The sequence below is a fragment of the Pseudactinotalea sp. HY160 genome (assembly GCF_009372055.1).
GTDB lineage: Bacteria > Actinomycetota > Actinomycetes > Actinomycetales > Beutenbergiaceae > HY158.
The window spans coordinates 153,590-168,766 of the sequence record NZ_WHMT01000006.1; the positions used below are offsets into that span (position 1 = coordinate 153,590).

Below are 15,177 nucleotides of genomic sequence, written 5' to 3' on the forward strand. Positions count from 1 at the left end.
GGCCCGGGCCGGCGACGCAATACAGTGGCGCCCAGGAGGTACACCATGACTCAACCGGAATCGTTCGGACTCGACCACACCGCGGTCGCCGCGCCGTACATCCGCGTGGCCGATCGGCTCACGCTCACGGGCGGCAGCGCCGTCACGAAGTTCGACCTGCGCTTCTGCCAGCCGAACGTCGACCACCTCGAGATGCCCGCCGTGCACTCGATCGAGCACATGCTCGCCGGATTCCTGCGCGACCACACCCGCGGCGTCATCGACATCTCGCCGATGGGCTGCCAGACCGGCTTCTATCTGCTCATGGACGGCGCCCGCACGGTCGACGAGATCGCTCCCGTTCTCGAGAGCGCGTGTCGCGACATCCTGGCCGCCACGGCGGTGCCGGCCGCGAACGAGGCGCAGTGCGGCTGGGCCGCGAGCCACAGTCTCGAGGCGGCCCAGGCGGCGGTCTCGCGCTTCCTCGCCGCCCGTGACGAGTGGGGAACGGTCTTCGCCGGTGAGTGAGTTCCTGCTGCTCGCGGCGATGACCGAGGAGGCCACCGCCGTACGCGACCGGAGCGACGCCGTCGGCCCCGAGCAGGCCGGGCCCACCGCGCGCGCGACCCACACCCCGATCACCGTCGCCGGCCGCAACGGCACGCTCCTGACCACGGGGATCGGCGCCGTCAACGCGGCCACCGCGCTCACCGCGTGGCTGCGGGATGTCGGCCGTGGCGCTCGGGGGAGTGGGCCGTGGCCGGGAACCGTCGTCAGCCTCGGCTCGGCGGGCGGCCTCGCGGAGACGGTGTCGGTCGGCGACGTCGTGCTCGGGCGGTCCTACCGTTACGCCGACGTCGACGCCCGGGAGTTCGGGTACGAGTTCGGGCAGGTCCCCGGCATGCCGCCCGAGTACCCGTCCGGTGTCGCGCCGGCCCCGGGCGAGACCGCCGCGCACGCGCACAGCGGCCTCATCGTCACGAGCTCGTCCTTCGTGGGCGCCGAGCTCGCCGCCCGGATCCGCACCCGGATCCCGCAGGCGATGGCCGTGGACATGGAATCCGCCGCGCTCGCCCAGGCCTGTCACGTGCTCGGCGTCGAGCGTTTCGTCTCGGTCCGTGGCATCTCCGACCTGTGCAGCCCGCGCGCGGGCGAGGACTTCCACGACGGCCTCGGGCTCGCGAGCAGCCGGTCCGCCGCCGCCGTCCTCGACCTGCTCGACCATCTCGACCCGCCGGCCGGTGTCGTGAGGGCCGGGGCGGGGGAGCGCCCGCGGGCGTGATTCCACCGATGGGGTATCCTGCTCGCAGTTGGAGGGGAGTACCCCGCAAGCGGTGATGTCGTCAACACGATCGGTCTCGGACCGGTTCGGCACCATCGGCCCCGAAGGGTGGGGGAGACCTCCGGTGAATCCCGCTATCCACCGGAGGCTTGAATGTTCGACGTGCCACTCTGGGCCTGGGCCGCCACGGTCGGCCTCATCCTCGTCATGCTCACTGTCGACTTCGTCGGGCACGTGCGCACGCCGCACGCGCCGTCGATGAAGGAGGCCGCGACGTGGTCGGTCGTCTACATCGCGATCGCGCTCGTGTTCGGGGTGATCGTGTGGATCACGGGCGGCCACGACTACGGGCAGCAGTTCTTCGCCGGGTACATCACCGAGAAGTCGCTGAGTGTCGACAACCTGTTCGTGTTCGTGCTCATCATGGCGAGCTTCAAGGTGCCGCGGGAGAATCAGCAGAAGGTGCTGCTGCTCGGCATCGCTATCGCCCTCGCGCTGCGCACCGTGTTCATCTTCATCGGTGCCGCGGCCATCGAGCAGTGGTCGTTCGTCTTCTACATCTTCGGGGCGTTCCTGCTGTGGACGGCGTACTCGCAGGTGCGCACCTCGAGCACCGAGGGTGAATACCACGAGAACGCGATTCTGCGCTGGACCCGGCGGATCTTCCCGACCACGCCGAACTACGTGCAGGACCGGATGTTCCACCGCATCGAGGGCAAGCTGTACATCACCCCCATGCTCATCGTGATGATCGCGATCGGCTCGGCGGACGTGCTCTTCGCGGTCGATTCGATTCCCGCGATCTTCGGCCTGACCGACCACGTATTCCTCATCTTCGCCGCGAACGCGTTCTCGCTCCTCGGCCTGCGCCAGTTGTTCTTCCTCATCGACGGCCTGCTCGACAAGCTCGTCTACCTCAATTACGGGCTCGCCGCGATCCTCGCCCTCATCGGCGCCAAGCTCGTGATCCACGCGCTGCACACGAACGAGCTGCCGTTCATCAACGGCGGCGAGCCGGTGCTCGGCGTCCCGGAGATTCCGACGACGCTCTCGCTCGTGCTCATTCTCGGGATCCTCGCGGTCACCACGGTGCTCTCGCTCACGGTCGGCAAGTCCAAGACGATCGAGCACCCGACGGTCTGACCCCTCGCCTTCCCCGCCGGCGTGCCCGACCTACTGCCGGCCGCCTCCCCGAGGTCTCACGGTGGCCTCGAGGTTCCGTGGGTTCCCCGGGTTCCCCGGGTTCCCGCGGGTTCCGGGCCGTCGTCCAGCTGTCCGGGGTGGATGTCGGTGCTCGGTTCTAGGGTTGTTTCATGAGCACGAAGGCGGCCCGGCAGATGCGAGCGAGGCGAGCGGAGATCGCCTCGATCGCGTCCGAGGACGCGGTACTGGACCGGGTCCGTCAGGTGCGCAAGGTCCAGGCGGGCGCGGAGGCCGATCTGTTCTTCCTGGCGATCGAGATCGCCCAACGCAGCCCGGTCACCGAAGAGTGCGGGGCGTGGTCGTGTCACACCGATCTGGCCCTGGGGGTCTCGTATTGTGATTCGGCGGCGAACTGGTTCGCGGCCGTGACCGGCTTCTCCACCGACGCCGCCCAGGCGATGCTCCTCGAAGCCCTCGAGGTCGCCGAACGCCTGCCACTGCTGTACGGGCGGGTCCTCGATGGGCGCACCCGGGCGCACACGGCCCGGCTCGTGGCCGAACAGACCCTCGGTTTGACTGTGGAGGCGGCCGGGTTCGTCGATGTCCAGGTCGCTGCCGCCGGGGCGATCCGGGGCCGATACGCCATCAAGGGGCTCGTGCGGGAGGCGATGATCAACCACATGCCCGACCAGTACGCCGACCTGCAGCGGGCGCAGGCCGATCCGCGCCGGGCCGATGTCCACATCGGCACCGACGGCACCGGCCGCATCGACGCGATCGTGTCCACCTTCGCGGCCCTCGATCTGGAACAGAGCCTGGCCTTCGGAGCCGCGCAACTCAAGGCCGCCGGATCCGGTGAGGTCCTCGATACCCGACGCTCCCTCACGTTCGAGGGCATCATCGCCGCCACCCACCACCCCGCACCGGCCCGGCAAGACGGCTTCGACCTCACCAACGGACAATCAGGCCAGCAGGCCCAGCAGGCCCAGCAGGCCCAGCAGGCCCAGCACGCCCAGCAGACCCAGCAGGCGCAGCAAGCCCGGCAGGCACAGGCGCCGGGGGCGGGGGCCCCGGACTGCACGAACAGCACGAACAGCACGGGCGGCACAGTCGGCATCGGCGGTGCTGTGGGTATGGCTGCGGCCGCTGCAGTCGATCTGACTCCCGATGAAGCCGCAGGCCAGTTCGACGGCCCGTCCGTGAGTACAGCCGCGGGCCCCGCCGGGAGTACAGCCGTGGGCCCCGCCGCCGGAGCGGCGGTGGGCGAAGCGGCGGTGGCCGGAGCTGCGGCGGACCCGACCGACGAGGCCCCTGCGACGGCTGCGGGCGGTGGTGTGTCGTGCGGGCCCGCGTGGTCGGGTCGGGGTGTGCCGCGGGCGAAGGTCGTCATGTACCTGCACATGAACGCCTCCGCGTTCTGGCCCGACGGCAGGCCACCCGACCAACCCGATCCTCATTCTGGAAGCCGACCACCCGATCGTCATCCCGACGGCCCATCCCCTGATCATCCCGATCGTCATCACGGTGGCCTATCCGCCGGTGGATCGTGCTCTGATCCGCCGCGCACGGCCGATCCCGAACACGTAGCCGGCGCGGCCTGTCCCGATCGCCGGCCCGGCGGCCTATCCCCTGATCATCCCGATCACCATCACGGCGGCCTGCCCGCCGGCGGCGCGTCTGTCGATGGCTCCTGCGCGGGCGCGGCAGGAACGGCCTGTCCCGAGCACGCCACCGGTCCGGCCTATGTCGCGGGGCGGTTGGCCCGTGAACCCGTGCGCATTGAGGGGCCGGGGATCCCGCCCGGGCTCGTGATCACCGCCGCCGAGGTCGCGGCCATGTTCACCGCGCCCCACGACGCGGCCATGCCCGACAGCGCGCCCGTTGACGGACCACGGGGCTCTGATAGGCCGCGCGGGTCCGGTGGGCCGTGGGGGTCCGGTGGGCCGCGCGGGTCTGGTGGGTCGTGGGGGCCGCAGATATTCGTGCGTCCGGTCATCGACCTCGAAACCGAACACGAAGTCGCCGGCTATGCCGCCGGAGACGTGATCAAGGACCATCTCCACCTGCGCGATCGAACCTGCGTGTTCCCCAAGTGCGCCCGCCCGGCGCGGGCCTGCGATGCCGACCACATCGACCCCTGGAAGACCGATGCCCAGGGCGACCCGGCCGGCGGGCCCACCTGCACCTGCAACCTCGCGAGCCTGTGTCGCCGGCACCATCGCTGGAAGACGCATAATCATCCCGGGCAGCCGCAGGGACGCGGCTCCTGGTCGTACGTCATGCTCGGACCCGGAACCTACTACTGGGCCGGTCCCATGGGCCTACGGTTCCTGCGCACCCCGACCGGCACGACCGAGGTCACCGACCAGGCCTGGCACCGCCGTGACCTCCGTGCGCTCCAGGGCCTCCAGGGGCCCGGCGCATCCCAGGGCCTCGAGGTGCTCCCGGACCTCCAGGGGCTCGGCGCCGTTTCCGGCCGCGAGCCGGACTTGGATCGCCCGGCTCGCCCGGCTCGCCCGGCTCGCCCGGATCATCGGACTCTTCCGGGCCACGAGACTCTCCCGGGACTCGAGGAGGTCCCGGGACTCGAGGCCGACACGGCGCTCGGCGCACGCCAGAACCCCGCCGCTCACACGGATCTCGAAGCTCACCGGGGTCACCCGAACACTGCGGCAGGACCGGACTCGCGGGCTCGCCGTGACGATCTCGACGAGGCCTTCATGGACGCCCTCGACTACGAATACGGCAATGCCGACAGTGACGTCGAGCCGACTGAGGCCGACCTCGAGGCCATCCTCGCCGATCGGCCCCCGTCGCCGCCCTCCGGACTGTGACCCTGCGCCGACCCAGCCTGGCGTGAACCGCCTCCGCGGTGGGGCCGCAGCCACGAGAGAGAGTGGGCCGTTCGGTCGTCGAAAGCGGCGCTGAAGGGCGCCTCACGGTGTCTCGGGCCTCACGCTGCTTCGACGGCGCCGCGGCCGGAGTGGCTACTCGGCGAAGACCCCGATGACCGGGTTCCACTCCCGCACCGTGCGCTCGGCGATCACGCCGGCCGCACGGAACGGATCGGCCTCGAGGAGGTCGAGCACCGCCTGGCGGGAGTCGGCGCGCAGAAGGATGAGCGCTCCCGCCTCTCCGTCGAGCCACGGCCCCGAGGCCACGAGCTCACCGGTGGCCGCGAGGGCGGCGAGGAACGCGCGGTGGTCGGGGCGCACCCGGTCGGCCGTCTCGGCGGTGACCGGGTCATAGGTGTACGTGACTACGAACATGAGCTGCGTCGTCCATTCGAAAGCGTTGCGTGGAGGGCGGGGCGGACCGCCCCACCGATGACGATCCGGATGCTACTCCCGTCCTCGCGACCCGGGGCGCGGCCGGTGCGGTGACCGCCGCAAGCAGGCACACGAGGTTCGAACGGCTGTACGAGCCGCGTTCGGGCGTCTACCATGGACGCCGTGAGTGACTCCCTCGTGGTTCGCGGCGCGCGTGAACACAACCTCCAGAACGTCAGCATCGAGCTTCCCCGGGACCGGCTCATCGTCTTCACGGGCCTGTCCGGTTCGGGTAAGTCGTCGCTGGCGTTCGACACGATCTTCGCGGAGGGGCAACGCCGCTACGTCGAATCTCTCAGCGCGTACGCGCGCCAGTTCCTCGGGCAGATGGACAAGCCGGACGTCGACTTCATCGAGGGGCTCTCGCCCGCGGTGTCGATCGACCAGAAGTCGACGAACCGGAACCCCCGCTCGACGGTGGGCACGATCACCGAGGTGTACGACTACCTGCGGTTGCTCTACTCCCGCGCCGGCACGCAGCACTGCCCGGTGTGCGGGGAACGGGTCACCGCGCAGACGCCGCAGCAGATCGTGGACCAGCTGCGCGAATTGCCCGAGGGCACGAGGTTCCAGGTGCTCGCGCCGATGGTGCGGGGCCGCAAGGGCGAGTACGCCGACCTGTTCCGTGACCTGCAGACCCGCGGCTACTCCCGCGCGCAGGTGGACGGTGAGACGATCTCCCTCGCCGAGCCGCCGGTACTCGAGAAGAACATCAAGCACACGATCAGCGTGGTGGTCGACCGGCTCGTCGTGCGGGAGAACATCCGGCGCCGGCTCACGGACTCGGTGGAGACCGCGCTCGGCATCGCCGAGGGCCTCGTGATCATCGACCTGGTCGACCTCGACCCCGGCGACGAGGGCCGGCAACGGCGCTTCTCCGAGAAGCGGGCGTGCCCGAACGAGCACCCGCTCGCGCTCGACGAGATCGAGCCGCGCACGTTCTCCTTCAACGCCCCCTACGGCGCCTGCCCCGAGTGCACGGGCATCGGCACCAGGCTCGAGGTCGACCCGGAGCTCGTGGTTCCGGACGAGGACCTGAGCCTCGCGGAGGGCGCGGTCGCGCCGTGGGCGTCCACGAATAGTCAATACTTCGAGCGGGTACTCACGGCCCTCGCCGACGACCTGGGCTTCTCCATGACCACCCCGTGGCGCGCCCTGCCGCAGCGCGCGAAGGACTCCGTGCTCTACGGCAAGGATCACAAGGTGCACGTGCGCTACAAGAACCGGTGGGGGCGCGAGCGTCAGTACTCCACCGGGTTCGAGGGCGCGATCGACTTCCTCCAGCGCCGCCACGGCGAGACCGAATCCGAGTGGTCGCGGGAGAAGTACGAGGGGTACATGCGCGAGGTGCCGTGCCCCGTGTGCCGGGGCACGCGGCTCAAGCCGGAGGTGCTTGCCGTGACCGTCGGCGGCAAGTCGATCGCCGAGCTCACGCACCTGCCGATCCGCTCGGCCAAGGTCTTCCTCGACGAGCTGACCCTGGGGGAGCGGGAGGCGGCGATCGCGGCCCAGGTGCTCAAGGAGATCCACGCCCGCCTCGGGTTCCTCCTCGACGTCGGCCTCGACTACCTCACCCTCGCCCGGGCGGCCGCCACGCTCTCCGGTGGCGAGGCGCAGCGGATCCGACTCGCCACCCAGATCGGGTCCGGGCTCGTGGGCGTGCTCTACGTGCTCGACGAGCCCTCGATCGGGCTGCACCAGCGCGACAACCGCCGCCTCATCGACACGCTGACGCGGCTGCGGGACCTCGGCAACACGCTCATCGTGGTCGAGCACGACGAGGACACGATCCGCACCGCCGACCACATCGTCGACATCGGGCCCGGTGCCGGTGAGCTCGGCGGACACATCGTGCACTCGGGCGACGTCGCCGGCCTGCTCGCGAACACCGAGTCGCTCACGGGCGCCTACCTCGCCGGCCGCCGGCGGATCGAGCTGCCCGACGCGCGTCGCCGGCCCGATCCCGACCGGTGGATCACGGTCGAGGGGGCGCGGGAGAACAACCTTCGCGGCATCACGGTGAAGTTCCCGATCGGCTGCTTCATCGGGGTGACCGGCGTGTCCGGCTCGGGCAAGTCGACCCTGGTGAACACGGTGCTCTACCAGGTGCTCGCGAACGAGCTGAACGGCGCCCGGCTCGTGCCCGGGCGGCACAAGCGGGTCACGGGGATCGACAACCTCGACAAGGTCGTGCACGTCGACCAGAGCCCGATCGGGCGCACCCCCCGCTCGAACCCGGCCACCTACACCGGGGTGTGGGACCACGTGCGCCGGCTCTTCGCCGAGACCGAGGAGGCGAAGGTGCGCGGCTACACGCCGGGCCGATTCTCCTTCAACGTCAAGGGCGGCCGGTGCGAGGCCTGCTCCGGCGACGGCACCCTGAAGATCGAGATGAACTTCCTGCCCGACGTGTACGTGCCGTGCGAGGTCTGCGACGGCGCGCGCTACAACCGGGAGACCCTCGAGGTGCACTTCAAGGGCAAGTCCGTGGCCGACGTGCTCCACATGCCGATCGCCGAGGCGGCCGAGTTCTTCGCGGCGGTGCCGGCGATCGCCCGCCACCTCACCACCCTCGTGGACGTCGGCCTCGGGTACGTGCGGCTCGGGCAGAGCGCCCCGACCCTCTCCGGCGGGGAGGCCCAGCGGGTCAAGCTCGCCTCCGAGCTGCAGAAGCGCTCGAGCGGGCGCACCGTGTACGTGCTCGACGAGCCCACCACGGGGCTCCACTTCGAGGACGTGCGCAAGCTCATGCACGTGCTCGAGGGGCTCGTCGACAAGGGCAACACCGTGATCGTGATCGAGCACAACCTCGACGTGATCAAGAGCGCCGACTGGCTCATCGACATGGGGCCCGAGGGCGGCGACGGCGGCGGCACGGTGGTCGCCCAGGGCACGCCCGAGCAGGTGGCCGCCGTGCCCGCGAGTCACACCGGCCGTTTCATCGCCGAGATTCTGGACGCCGGCTCCTCACCCGAGCTCAAGCCCGTCACCCCGGTCGCGGCCCTCGCCCGCCCGAAGGCGCGCTCCGCGCGCAAGTCCGCGGCGGCCGTGAAGGCGAAGGCGGCGAAGGTCAAGGCCGCCACCGCCTGACGGCGGACCTTCCGGCCTGACTTCGCCTACCGAATGGTGCTTCTGGCACCGCCCCGGGCGGATTTCGGTGCACGATCTACCGTTCGACCGGTCGGGTCGGGCTAGCCAGGATATTCGGGGTCAGCGGATGCCCGGGCAGGTCGGTCAGTGCCTCGAATTCGGATATTCGTTCAGCGCTCGGACCGCTTCGTGTCACATTGTGGTCCGGATTGACCCCGCCGACGAGCGCATGCGACCGTCTCAGTGAGGGAGCGGCTCGCGCCGAGCGGTGAGGCTCACGAGGCGGGTGCCTCGTCGAAGGCGCAGAAGGTCGAGACGGCCACAGCCTGACGGGTTCGAGACGCTGAGCGGCCAGTGACGCTAGGAGTGGCCTAGGTCCACCTCGTCGTCCGGGTCGGCGGGTGCGTCGCCCTCGCTCGTGCCGACCCGCTCGACGCCCACGGTCACGCTCGTGAGCAGCGCCGCGACGGCGCCGACGGCCACGAGCACTGGGGCGAGGATCGCGGCGGCCGCTGTGACCGCGACCCCGGCCGTGAGCGGGATCTCCAGCAGCGTGCGCCCCGAGTCGTTCTTGATGTAGACCCGGCGCACGTTCCCCTCGGCGACGAGCTCCTTGACCTTCGCCACGAGATTGTCGCCCGCGACCTTGAACTCCTCGTACCAGGCCTCGCCCTGCTTGGAATCGTTCATGGGATCATGTCCGCTCTCTGTGGTCGGGGACCACCGTGTTCGGGGACCATCGAGGATGCTGGTCGGGTGAGGCCCGCCGGTGGCTCAGGGATGCTCGGGCGCGGCGACGATCGTGGTCACCGGCGAGATCCGCACGGGGAAGTTGACCGAGCGGGAGATGAAGCAGTACGCGTGGGCGTCGGCGTGGATGCGGGCCACGGCCTCCTCGTCCACCTCGTCGGCGACGGTGAGCTGGGGATGCAGGGTCACGCCGATGAACTGGCCGCCGCCGACCGACTGGATGCGCATCGCGCCGATCGCCCGGTCGGAGTAGCCCACCACCCGCACGCCGGCGCGGGCGGCCATCTGCAGCGCCCAGAGCATGTGGCACTGCGAGAGGGAGGCCACGAAGAGCTCCTCGGGGGCGTAGCGGGACTCGTCGCCGCGGAAGGCCGGGTCCGAGGACCCCTCGATCGCGGGCTTCCCGGCGACCACGACCTCGTGGTCGCGGGCGTAGGAGGTATAGGACTCGGTGCCGGACGTCCCGGCCCCGGTCCACAGCACGTTCACGGTGTAGGAGTGCACGCCGCTCATGACCACACGCTAGCGCGAACTAGGCTGTCGGGTATGGCCGATCCGTCCACCTATCGCCCCAAGGCGGGGGAGATCCCCGCCGAGCCCGGGGTGTACAAGTTCCGCGACGCGGTCGGCCGGGTCATCTACGTGGGCAAGGCGAAGTCGCTCCGGCAGCGGCTCTCCTCCTATTTCCAGAATCCCGCCGGCCTGCATCCGCGCACCTTCCAGATGGTCACCACGGCCGCGAGCGTCGAGTGGACCGTCGTGGCCACCGAAGTGGAATCCCTCACCCTCGAATACGCGTGGATCAAGGAGTTCGACCCGCGGTTCAACGTCAAGTACCGCGACGACAAGTCCTACCCCTACCTCGCGGTCACCATGGGCGAGACGATCCCGCGCGCCCAGGTCATGCGCGGGGCGAAGAAGCCCGGCACCCGCTACTTCGGGCCATACTCCCACGCGTGGGCCATCCGGGAGACCGTCGACCTGCTGCTGCGGGTGTTCCCGATCCGCTCCTGCTCGGCCGGGGTGTACCGGCGCGCGGAGCAGTCGGGCCGGCCGTGCCTGCTCGGCTACATCGACAAGTGCGCGGCGCCGTGCGTGGGCCGGATCAGCCCCGAGGACCACCGCGACCTGGCCGAGCAGTTCTGCGACTTCATGGCCGGGGCGACCGGACCGTACACGCGCCGGCTCGAGGCCGAGATGCGGGAGGCCTCGGCGGAGCTCGACTTCGAGCGGGCCGCGCGGCTCCGCGACGACCTGGCCGCGCTGACCAAGGTGGTCGAGAAGAACGCCGTCGTGTTCTCCGACGGCACGAGCGCCGACATCTTCGCGATGGCCGCCGACGACCTCGAGGCCTCCGTGCAGGTGTTCCACGTGCGCGAGGGCCGGGTGCGCGGCCAGCGCGGCTGGGTGACCGAACGGGTCGAGGACGCCTCGGAGGCCGAGCTCGTCGAGATCCTGCTCCTGCAGGTCTACGGGGACGCCCCGGCCGGCGACCGCGACGCCACCCCGAAGGAGATCCTCGTGCCCACCGAGCCGACCGATCACGCCGAGCTCGAACGCTTCCTCACCGCCAAGCGGGGCGCCAAGGTGCGCATCCGCACCCCGCAGCGCGGCGACAAGCGGGCCCTGGCCGAGACCGTGCGCCGCAACGCCGACCACGCCCTCGCGCTGCACAAGACCCGCCGCGCCGGCGACCTGACGGCCCGCTCGCAGGCGCTCGCGGACCTGCAGGAGCACCTCGACCTGGACACCTCGCCGCTGCGGATCGAGTGCTACGACGTCTCCCACACCGGCGGCACCAACCAGGTGGCCTCGATGGTCGTGTTCGAGGACGGCCTGCCCCGCAAGGGCGAATACCGCCGGTTCAACATCCGCGGCGCGGACGGCGAGGGTGCCCGCGACGACACCGAGGCCATGGCCGAGGTGATCACCCGCCGGTTCCGGCACTACCTGCGCGACCACTCCGGCAGCCCGGCCCGCAGCGACGGCAGCTGGGTGCTCACCGAGGAGGAGGAGGCCGCCGCCCGGGCCAGCGAATCGGCCGCCACGGGCGGCGAGCCGGACGCCCCGGGCGAGGCGGCGTCGTCCACAGGCACGGAGGCCGCCGGGCCGGGGCGCGCACGCCGATTCGCCTACCCGCCCAACCTCGTGGTCGTCGACGGCGGCCGGCCGCAGGTCGCGGCCGCCGCGCGCGCCCTGGACGAGCTGGGGATCACGGACGTCGCCCTCGTCGGTCTCGCGAAACGGCTCGAGGAGGTCTGGCTCCTCGACGACGACTATCCGGTCGTGCTGCCGCGCACGGCCCCCGGCCTCTACCTGCTCCAGCGCCTCCGCGACGAGGCGCACCGGTTCGCCATCACCCACCACCGCAAGCGGCGCTCGACCGGGATGACCCGCTCGGAGCTCGACGCCGTGCCCGGGCTCGGCCCCGCGCGGCAGCGGGCCCTGCTCGCGGCGTTCGGCTCCGTCCGGGCGCTGCGCCGGGCTACCCCGGAGGAACTAGCCGCGGTGACGGGAATCGGGCCGGCGCTCGCCCAGGCCATCGTGGTGGCGCTGCACTCGGGTCCGTCCGCGCCCCCGTCGTGACATCCTGGGGGCATGACCGCCCCGAGTGACCCGTCCAACCCGCTCACCGTGCCCACCGGCGTTCCGGTGCTCGAGCAGCAGGCGGCCCCGGTGCCGGACGTCCGCCCCGAGATCATCATCATCACCGGCATGTCCGGCGCGGGCCGTTCCCGGGCGGCCGCCGTGCTCGAGGATCTCGACTGGTACGTCGTCGACAACCTGCCGCCGAAGCTGCTCGCCGTGCTCTCGGGGATGATGAGCCAGGGCTCCGGCGGCGTGCACCGGCTCGCGGCCGTCGTCGACGTGCGCTCGGGCCAGTTCTTCGAGGACCTCGTGGGCGCGCTGGCCGACCTGCGCTCCCAGAACATCGACTACCGGATCGTCTTCCTCGACGCCGACGACTCCGAGCTCGTGCGCCGCTACGAGTCGAACCGGCGCCCCCACCCGCTCCAGGGGCAGGGTCGGATGCTCGACGGCATCACCCACGAGCGCACCCTGCTCGCCCACCTGCGCACCCGCGCCGACGTGACGATCGACACGACGGACCTGTCCGTGCACGACCTGGCCCGGATGGTCCGCGACGTCGTGGCCGGCGAGACCGACCGGGCGCTGCGGATCAACGTCGTCTCCTTCGGGTTCAAGTACGGGCTGCCGCTCGACGCCGACCACGTGGTCGACGTGCGCTTCATCTCCAACCCGTACTGGGTCACGGAACTGCGCAACCTCACCGGCAAGGACGCCCCGGTGCGCGACTACGTGCTCGGCCGCAGCGGCGTCGAGGTGTTCATCGAGAGGTACGTCGAACTCCTCGCCGGGGTGCTCGACGGCTACGTGCACGAGCAGAAGCCGTACGTGACGATCGCGGTGGGCTGCACCGGCGGCAAGCACCGCTCCGTCGCCATCACCGAGGCGATCGCCGCCGGGCTGCGCGCCGCGGGCCAGAGCGTGCGCACCCTCCACCGGGACCTGGGGCGGGAATGAGCCTGCCCGCCACGCCCCGGCACCTCCCCCCGGGGGTGACGCCGCCCACGCGGCCGGCGCCGCTCAAGGTCACGGCCCTCGGCGGCGGGCACGGGCTCGCCGCCACGCTCTCGGCGCTGCGCCACCTCACCTCCGACCTGACGGCCGTGGTCACGGTCGCGGACGACGGCGGCTCCTCGGGGCGGCTGCGGCAGGAACTCGACGTGCTCCCCCCGGGCGACCTGCGGATGGCGCTGTCGGCCCTGTGTGACGTGTCCGACTGGGGGCAGACCTGGCGCGACGTGCTCCAGCACCGCTTCACCAGCTCGGGCCCGCTCAACGGGCATGCGGTGGGGAACCTGCTCATCGTCGCGCTGTGGGAGCTGCTCGGCGACCAGGTGGCGGGCCTCGACCTCATCGCTCGGCTCCTCGACGCCGACGGCCGGGTGCTGCCGATGGCCGCCGTGCCGCTCGAGATCGAGGCGGAGATCAGCCACCCCGGCTGGCCCGGCACCCAGCTGATCCGGGGCCAGAGCCGCGTGGCCGTGACGTCCGGTCGGGTGCACCAGGTGCGCCTCTGCCCGCCCGACGCGCCCGCGTGCCCGGAGGCCGTGACCTCGATCCGGCGCAGCGACTGGGTCGTGCTCGGACCCGGCTCCTGGTACACGTCGGTCATGCCACACCTGCTCGTGCCCGAGCTCGCCGATGCGCTGCGCGCCACGCGCGCTAAACTGGCCCTGACGCTGAACCTGGCCTCGCAGCCGGGGGAGACCGCCGGCTTCTCAGCAGCCGATCACGTCCGGTCGTTCCGGGAGTACGCTCCCGCTCAGCACATCGATGTCATCATCGCCGACCCCAGCGCGGTGGAGGACGTGGACGACCTGGCCGACAGTGCCAAGGAAGTAGGAGCTCGGGTGTTATTGCGCCAGGTGAGTGCCGGGGACGGGACCCCGCGGCACGACAATCTACGGTTGGCCGCCGCGTATCGGGACGCCTTCGAGCGGACCATGGGCGACGTCGGGGAGCACGCCGAATGACCGCGCCGGCATCGGCCATGTCGCTCACGGCGACCGTCAAGGACGAACTGGCCCGGCTGCAGATCGAGCGGGTCTCCGCGCGGAAGTCGGAGGTGGCCGCGACCCTGCGGTTCGCCGGCGGGCTGCACATCATCTCCGGCCGGATCGTCATCGAGGCCGAACTCGACACCGGGATCGCCGCGCGCCGGCTGCGGGTCGCGATCGCCGAGGTGTACGGGCACGCGAGCGAGGTGATCGTCGTCTCCGGCGGCGCGCTCCGGCGCGGGAACCGCTACGTCGTGCGCGTCGTCAAGGACGGCGAAGCCCTCGCCCGCCAGACCGGTCTCCTCGACTCCCGCGGCCGTCCCGTACGCGGCCTGCCGCCGCAGGTGGTCTCCGCCTCGCTCACCGACGCGGTCGCCGCCTGGCGCGGGGCGTTCCTCGCCCGCGGCTCCCTCACCGAGCCCGGCCGGTCCAGTTCGCTCGAGGTCACCTGCCCCGGACCGGAGGCCGCGCTCGCGCTCGTCGGTGCGGCCCGCCGCTTCGACGTGGGGGCCAAGGCCCGGGAGGTCCGCGGGGTCGACCGGGTCGTGATCCGCGACGGCGACGCCATCAGCGCCATGCTCACCCGGATGGGTGCCCACGAGGCCGTGCTCGCCTGGGAGGAGCGACGGATCCGCCGGGAGGTGCGCGGCACCGCCAACCGGCTCGCGAACTTCGACGACGCGAACCTGCGCCGATCCGCCCAGGCCGCCGTCGCCGCGGGCGCCCGCGTGCAGCGCGCGTTCGAGATCCTCGGCAAGGACGTGCCCGATCACCTCCGCCAGGCCGGCACCCTGCGGCTCGAACACAAGCAGGCCTCCCTCGAGGAGCTCGGCCAACTCTCCGAGCCCCCGCTGACGAAGGACGCGATCGCCGGGAGGATCCGCCGTCTTCTGGCGATGGCCGACAAGCAGGCGCACGAGACCGGGGTGCCCGACACCGAGGCGGGCCTGACCCCCGACATGCTCGACCTGTAAGCCCGACGTGCGGTATCGACGCGCGCCGCGAGTGAGACTCCGGT

The 15,177-nt window shown here is 71.3% G+C and carries 12 protein-coding genes; 9 read left to right on the forward strand and 3 right to left on the reverse strand.

What is annotated here, in order from left to right; translation table 11 throughout:
- The first annotated feature begins 45 nt into the window (after nt 1-45).
- From GCG21_RS08065 to GCG21_RS08080, 4 genes are all read left to right on the forward strand, one after another.
- Nucleotides 46-507: an S-ribosylhomocysteine lyase gene (locus tag GCG21_RS08065; protein ID WP_152818888.1), complete on the forward strand. Its 462-nt coding sequence runs from the start codon at nt 46-48 to the stop codon at nt 505-507.
- A complete protein-coding gene (gene mtnN / locus GCG21_RS08070; RefSeq protein WP_152818890.1) occupies nt 500-1,261 on the forward strand; it encodes a 5'-methylthioadenosine/S-adenosylhomocysteine nucleosidase in 762 nt (253 codons plus the stop codon). Before GCG21_RS08065 ends, mtnN begins: the two co-directional genes overlap by 8 nt.
- 153 nt (nt 1,262-1,414) lie before the next feature.
- Complete coding sequence (locus GCG21_RS08075) at nt 1,415-2,404, forward strand: TerC family protein (protein WP_152818892.1); 990 nt, start codon at nt 1,415-1,417, stop codon at nt 2,402-2,404.
- A 170-nt stretch (nt 2,405-2,574) separates the two neighbouring features.
- Nucleotides 2,575-5,238: an HNH endonuclease signature motif containing protein gene (locus GCG21_RS08080; RefSeq protein ID WP_152818894.1), complete on the forward strand. Its 2,664-nt coding sequence runs from the start codon at nt 2,575-2,577 to the stop codon at nt 5,236-5,238.
- A 153-nt stretch (nt 5,239-5,391) separates the two neighbouring features.
- On the opposite strand, the gene GCG21_RS08085 is transcribed toward GCG21_RS08080, so the two are convergent.
- Nucleotides 5,392-5,673: a YciI family protein gene (locus GCG21_RS08085; protein WP_152818895.1), complete on the reverse strand. Its 282-nt coding sequence runs from the start codon at nt 5,671-5,673 to the stop codon at nt 5,392-5,394.
- A 174-nt stretch (nt 5,674-5,847) separates the two neighbouring features.
- Here GCG21_RS08085 and uvrA point away from each other — a divergent pair, with 174 nt between their 5' ends.
- The gene (gene uvrA, locus GCG21_RS08090) at nt 5,848-8,823 is read left to right on the forward strand and encodes an excinuclease ABC subunit UvrA (RefSeq protein ID WP_152818897.1); all 2,976 of its coding nucleotides are present in this window, start codon (nt 5,848-5,850) and stop codon (nt 8,821-8,823) included.
- Between the two features lie 360 nt (nt 8,824-9,183).
- Here the strand turns inward: uvrA and GCG21_RS08095 are convergent, their stop codons facing one another.
- Nucleotides 9,184-9,513: a DUF4342 domain-containing protein gene (locus GCG21_RS08095; protein WP_152818899.1), complete on the reverse strand. Its 330-nt coding sequence runs from the start codon at nt 9,511-9,513 to the stop codon at nt 9,184-9,186.
- Nucleotides 9,514-9,597: 84 nt separating this feature from the next.
- The gene (locus GCG21_RS08100; RefSeq protein WP_152818901.1) at nt 9,598-10,086 is read right to left on the reverse strand and encodes an OsmC family protein; all 489 of its coding nucleotides are present in this window, start codon (nt 10,084-10,086) and stop codon (nt 9,598-9,600) included.
- Between the two features lie 33 nt (nt 10,087-10,119).
- Here GCG21_RS08100 and uvrC point away from each other — a divergent pair, with 33 nt between their 5' ends.
- The 4 genes from uvrC to whiA are packed head-to-tail and all read left to right on the forward strand — an operon-like array spanning nt 10,120 to nt 15,133.
- Nucleotides 10,120-12,159, forward strand: coding sequence for an excinuclease ABC subunit UvrC (gene uvrC / locus GCG21_RS08105; RefSeq protein ID WP_152818903.1), 2,040 nt, complete (start codon nt 10,120-10,122; stop codon nt 12,157-12,159).
- Nucleotides 12,160-12,171: 12 nt separating this feature from the next.
- Nucleotides 12,172-13,119: an RNase adapter RapZ gene (gene rapZ / locus GCG21_RS08110; protein WP_152818905.1), complete on the forward strand. Its 948-nt coding sequence runs from the start codon at nt 12,172-12,174 to the stop codon at nt 13,117-13,119.
- A complete protein-coding gene (gene yvcK, locus GCG21_RS08115; RefSeq protein ID WP_152818907.1) occupies nt 13,116-14,135 on the forward strand; it encodes a uridine diphosphate-N-acetylglucosamine-binding protein YvcK in 1,020 nt (339 codons plus the stop codon). The genes rapZ and yvcK overlap by 4 nt, the downstream gene beginning before the upstream one ends.
- A 17-nt stretch (nt 14,136-14,152) precedes the next feature.
- On the forward strand, nt 14,153-15,133 hold the full coding sequence (gene whiA, locus GCG21_RS08120; RefSeq protein ID WP_152818977.1) for a DNA-binding protein WhiA: 981 nt from the start codon (nt 14,153-14,155) through the stop codon (nt 15,131-15,133).
- Nucleotides 15,134-15,177: the final 44 nt, after the last annotated feature.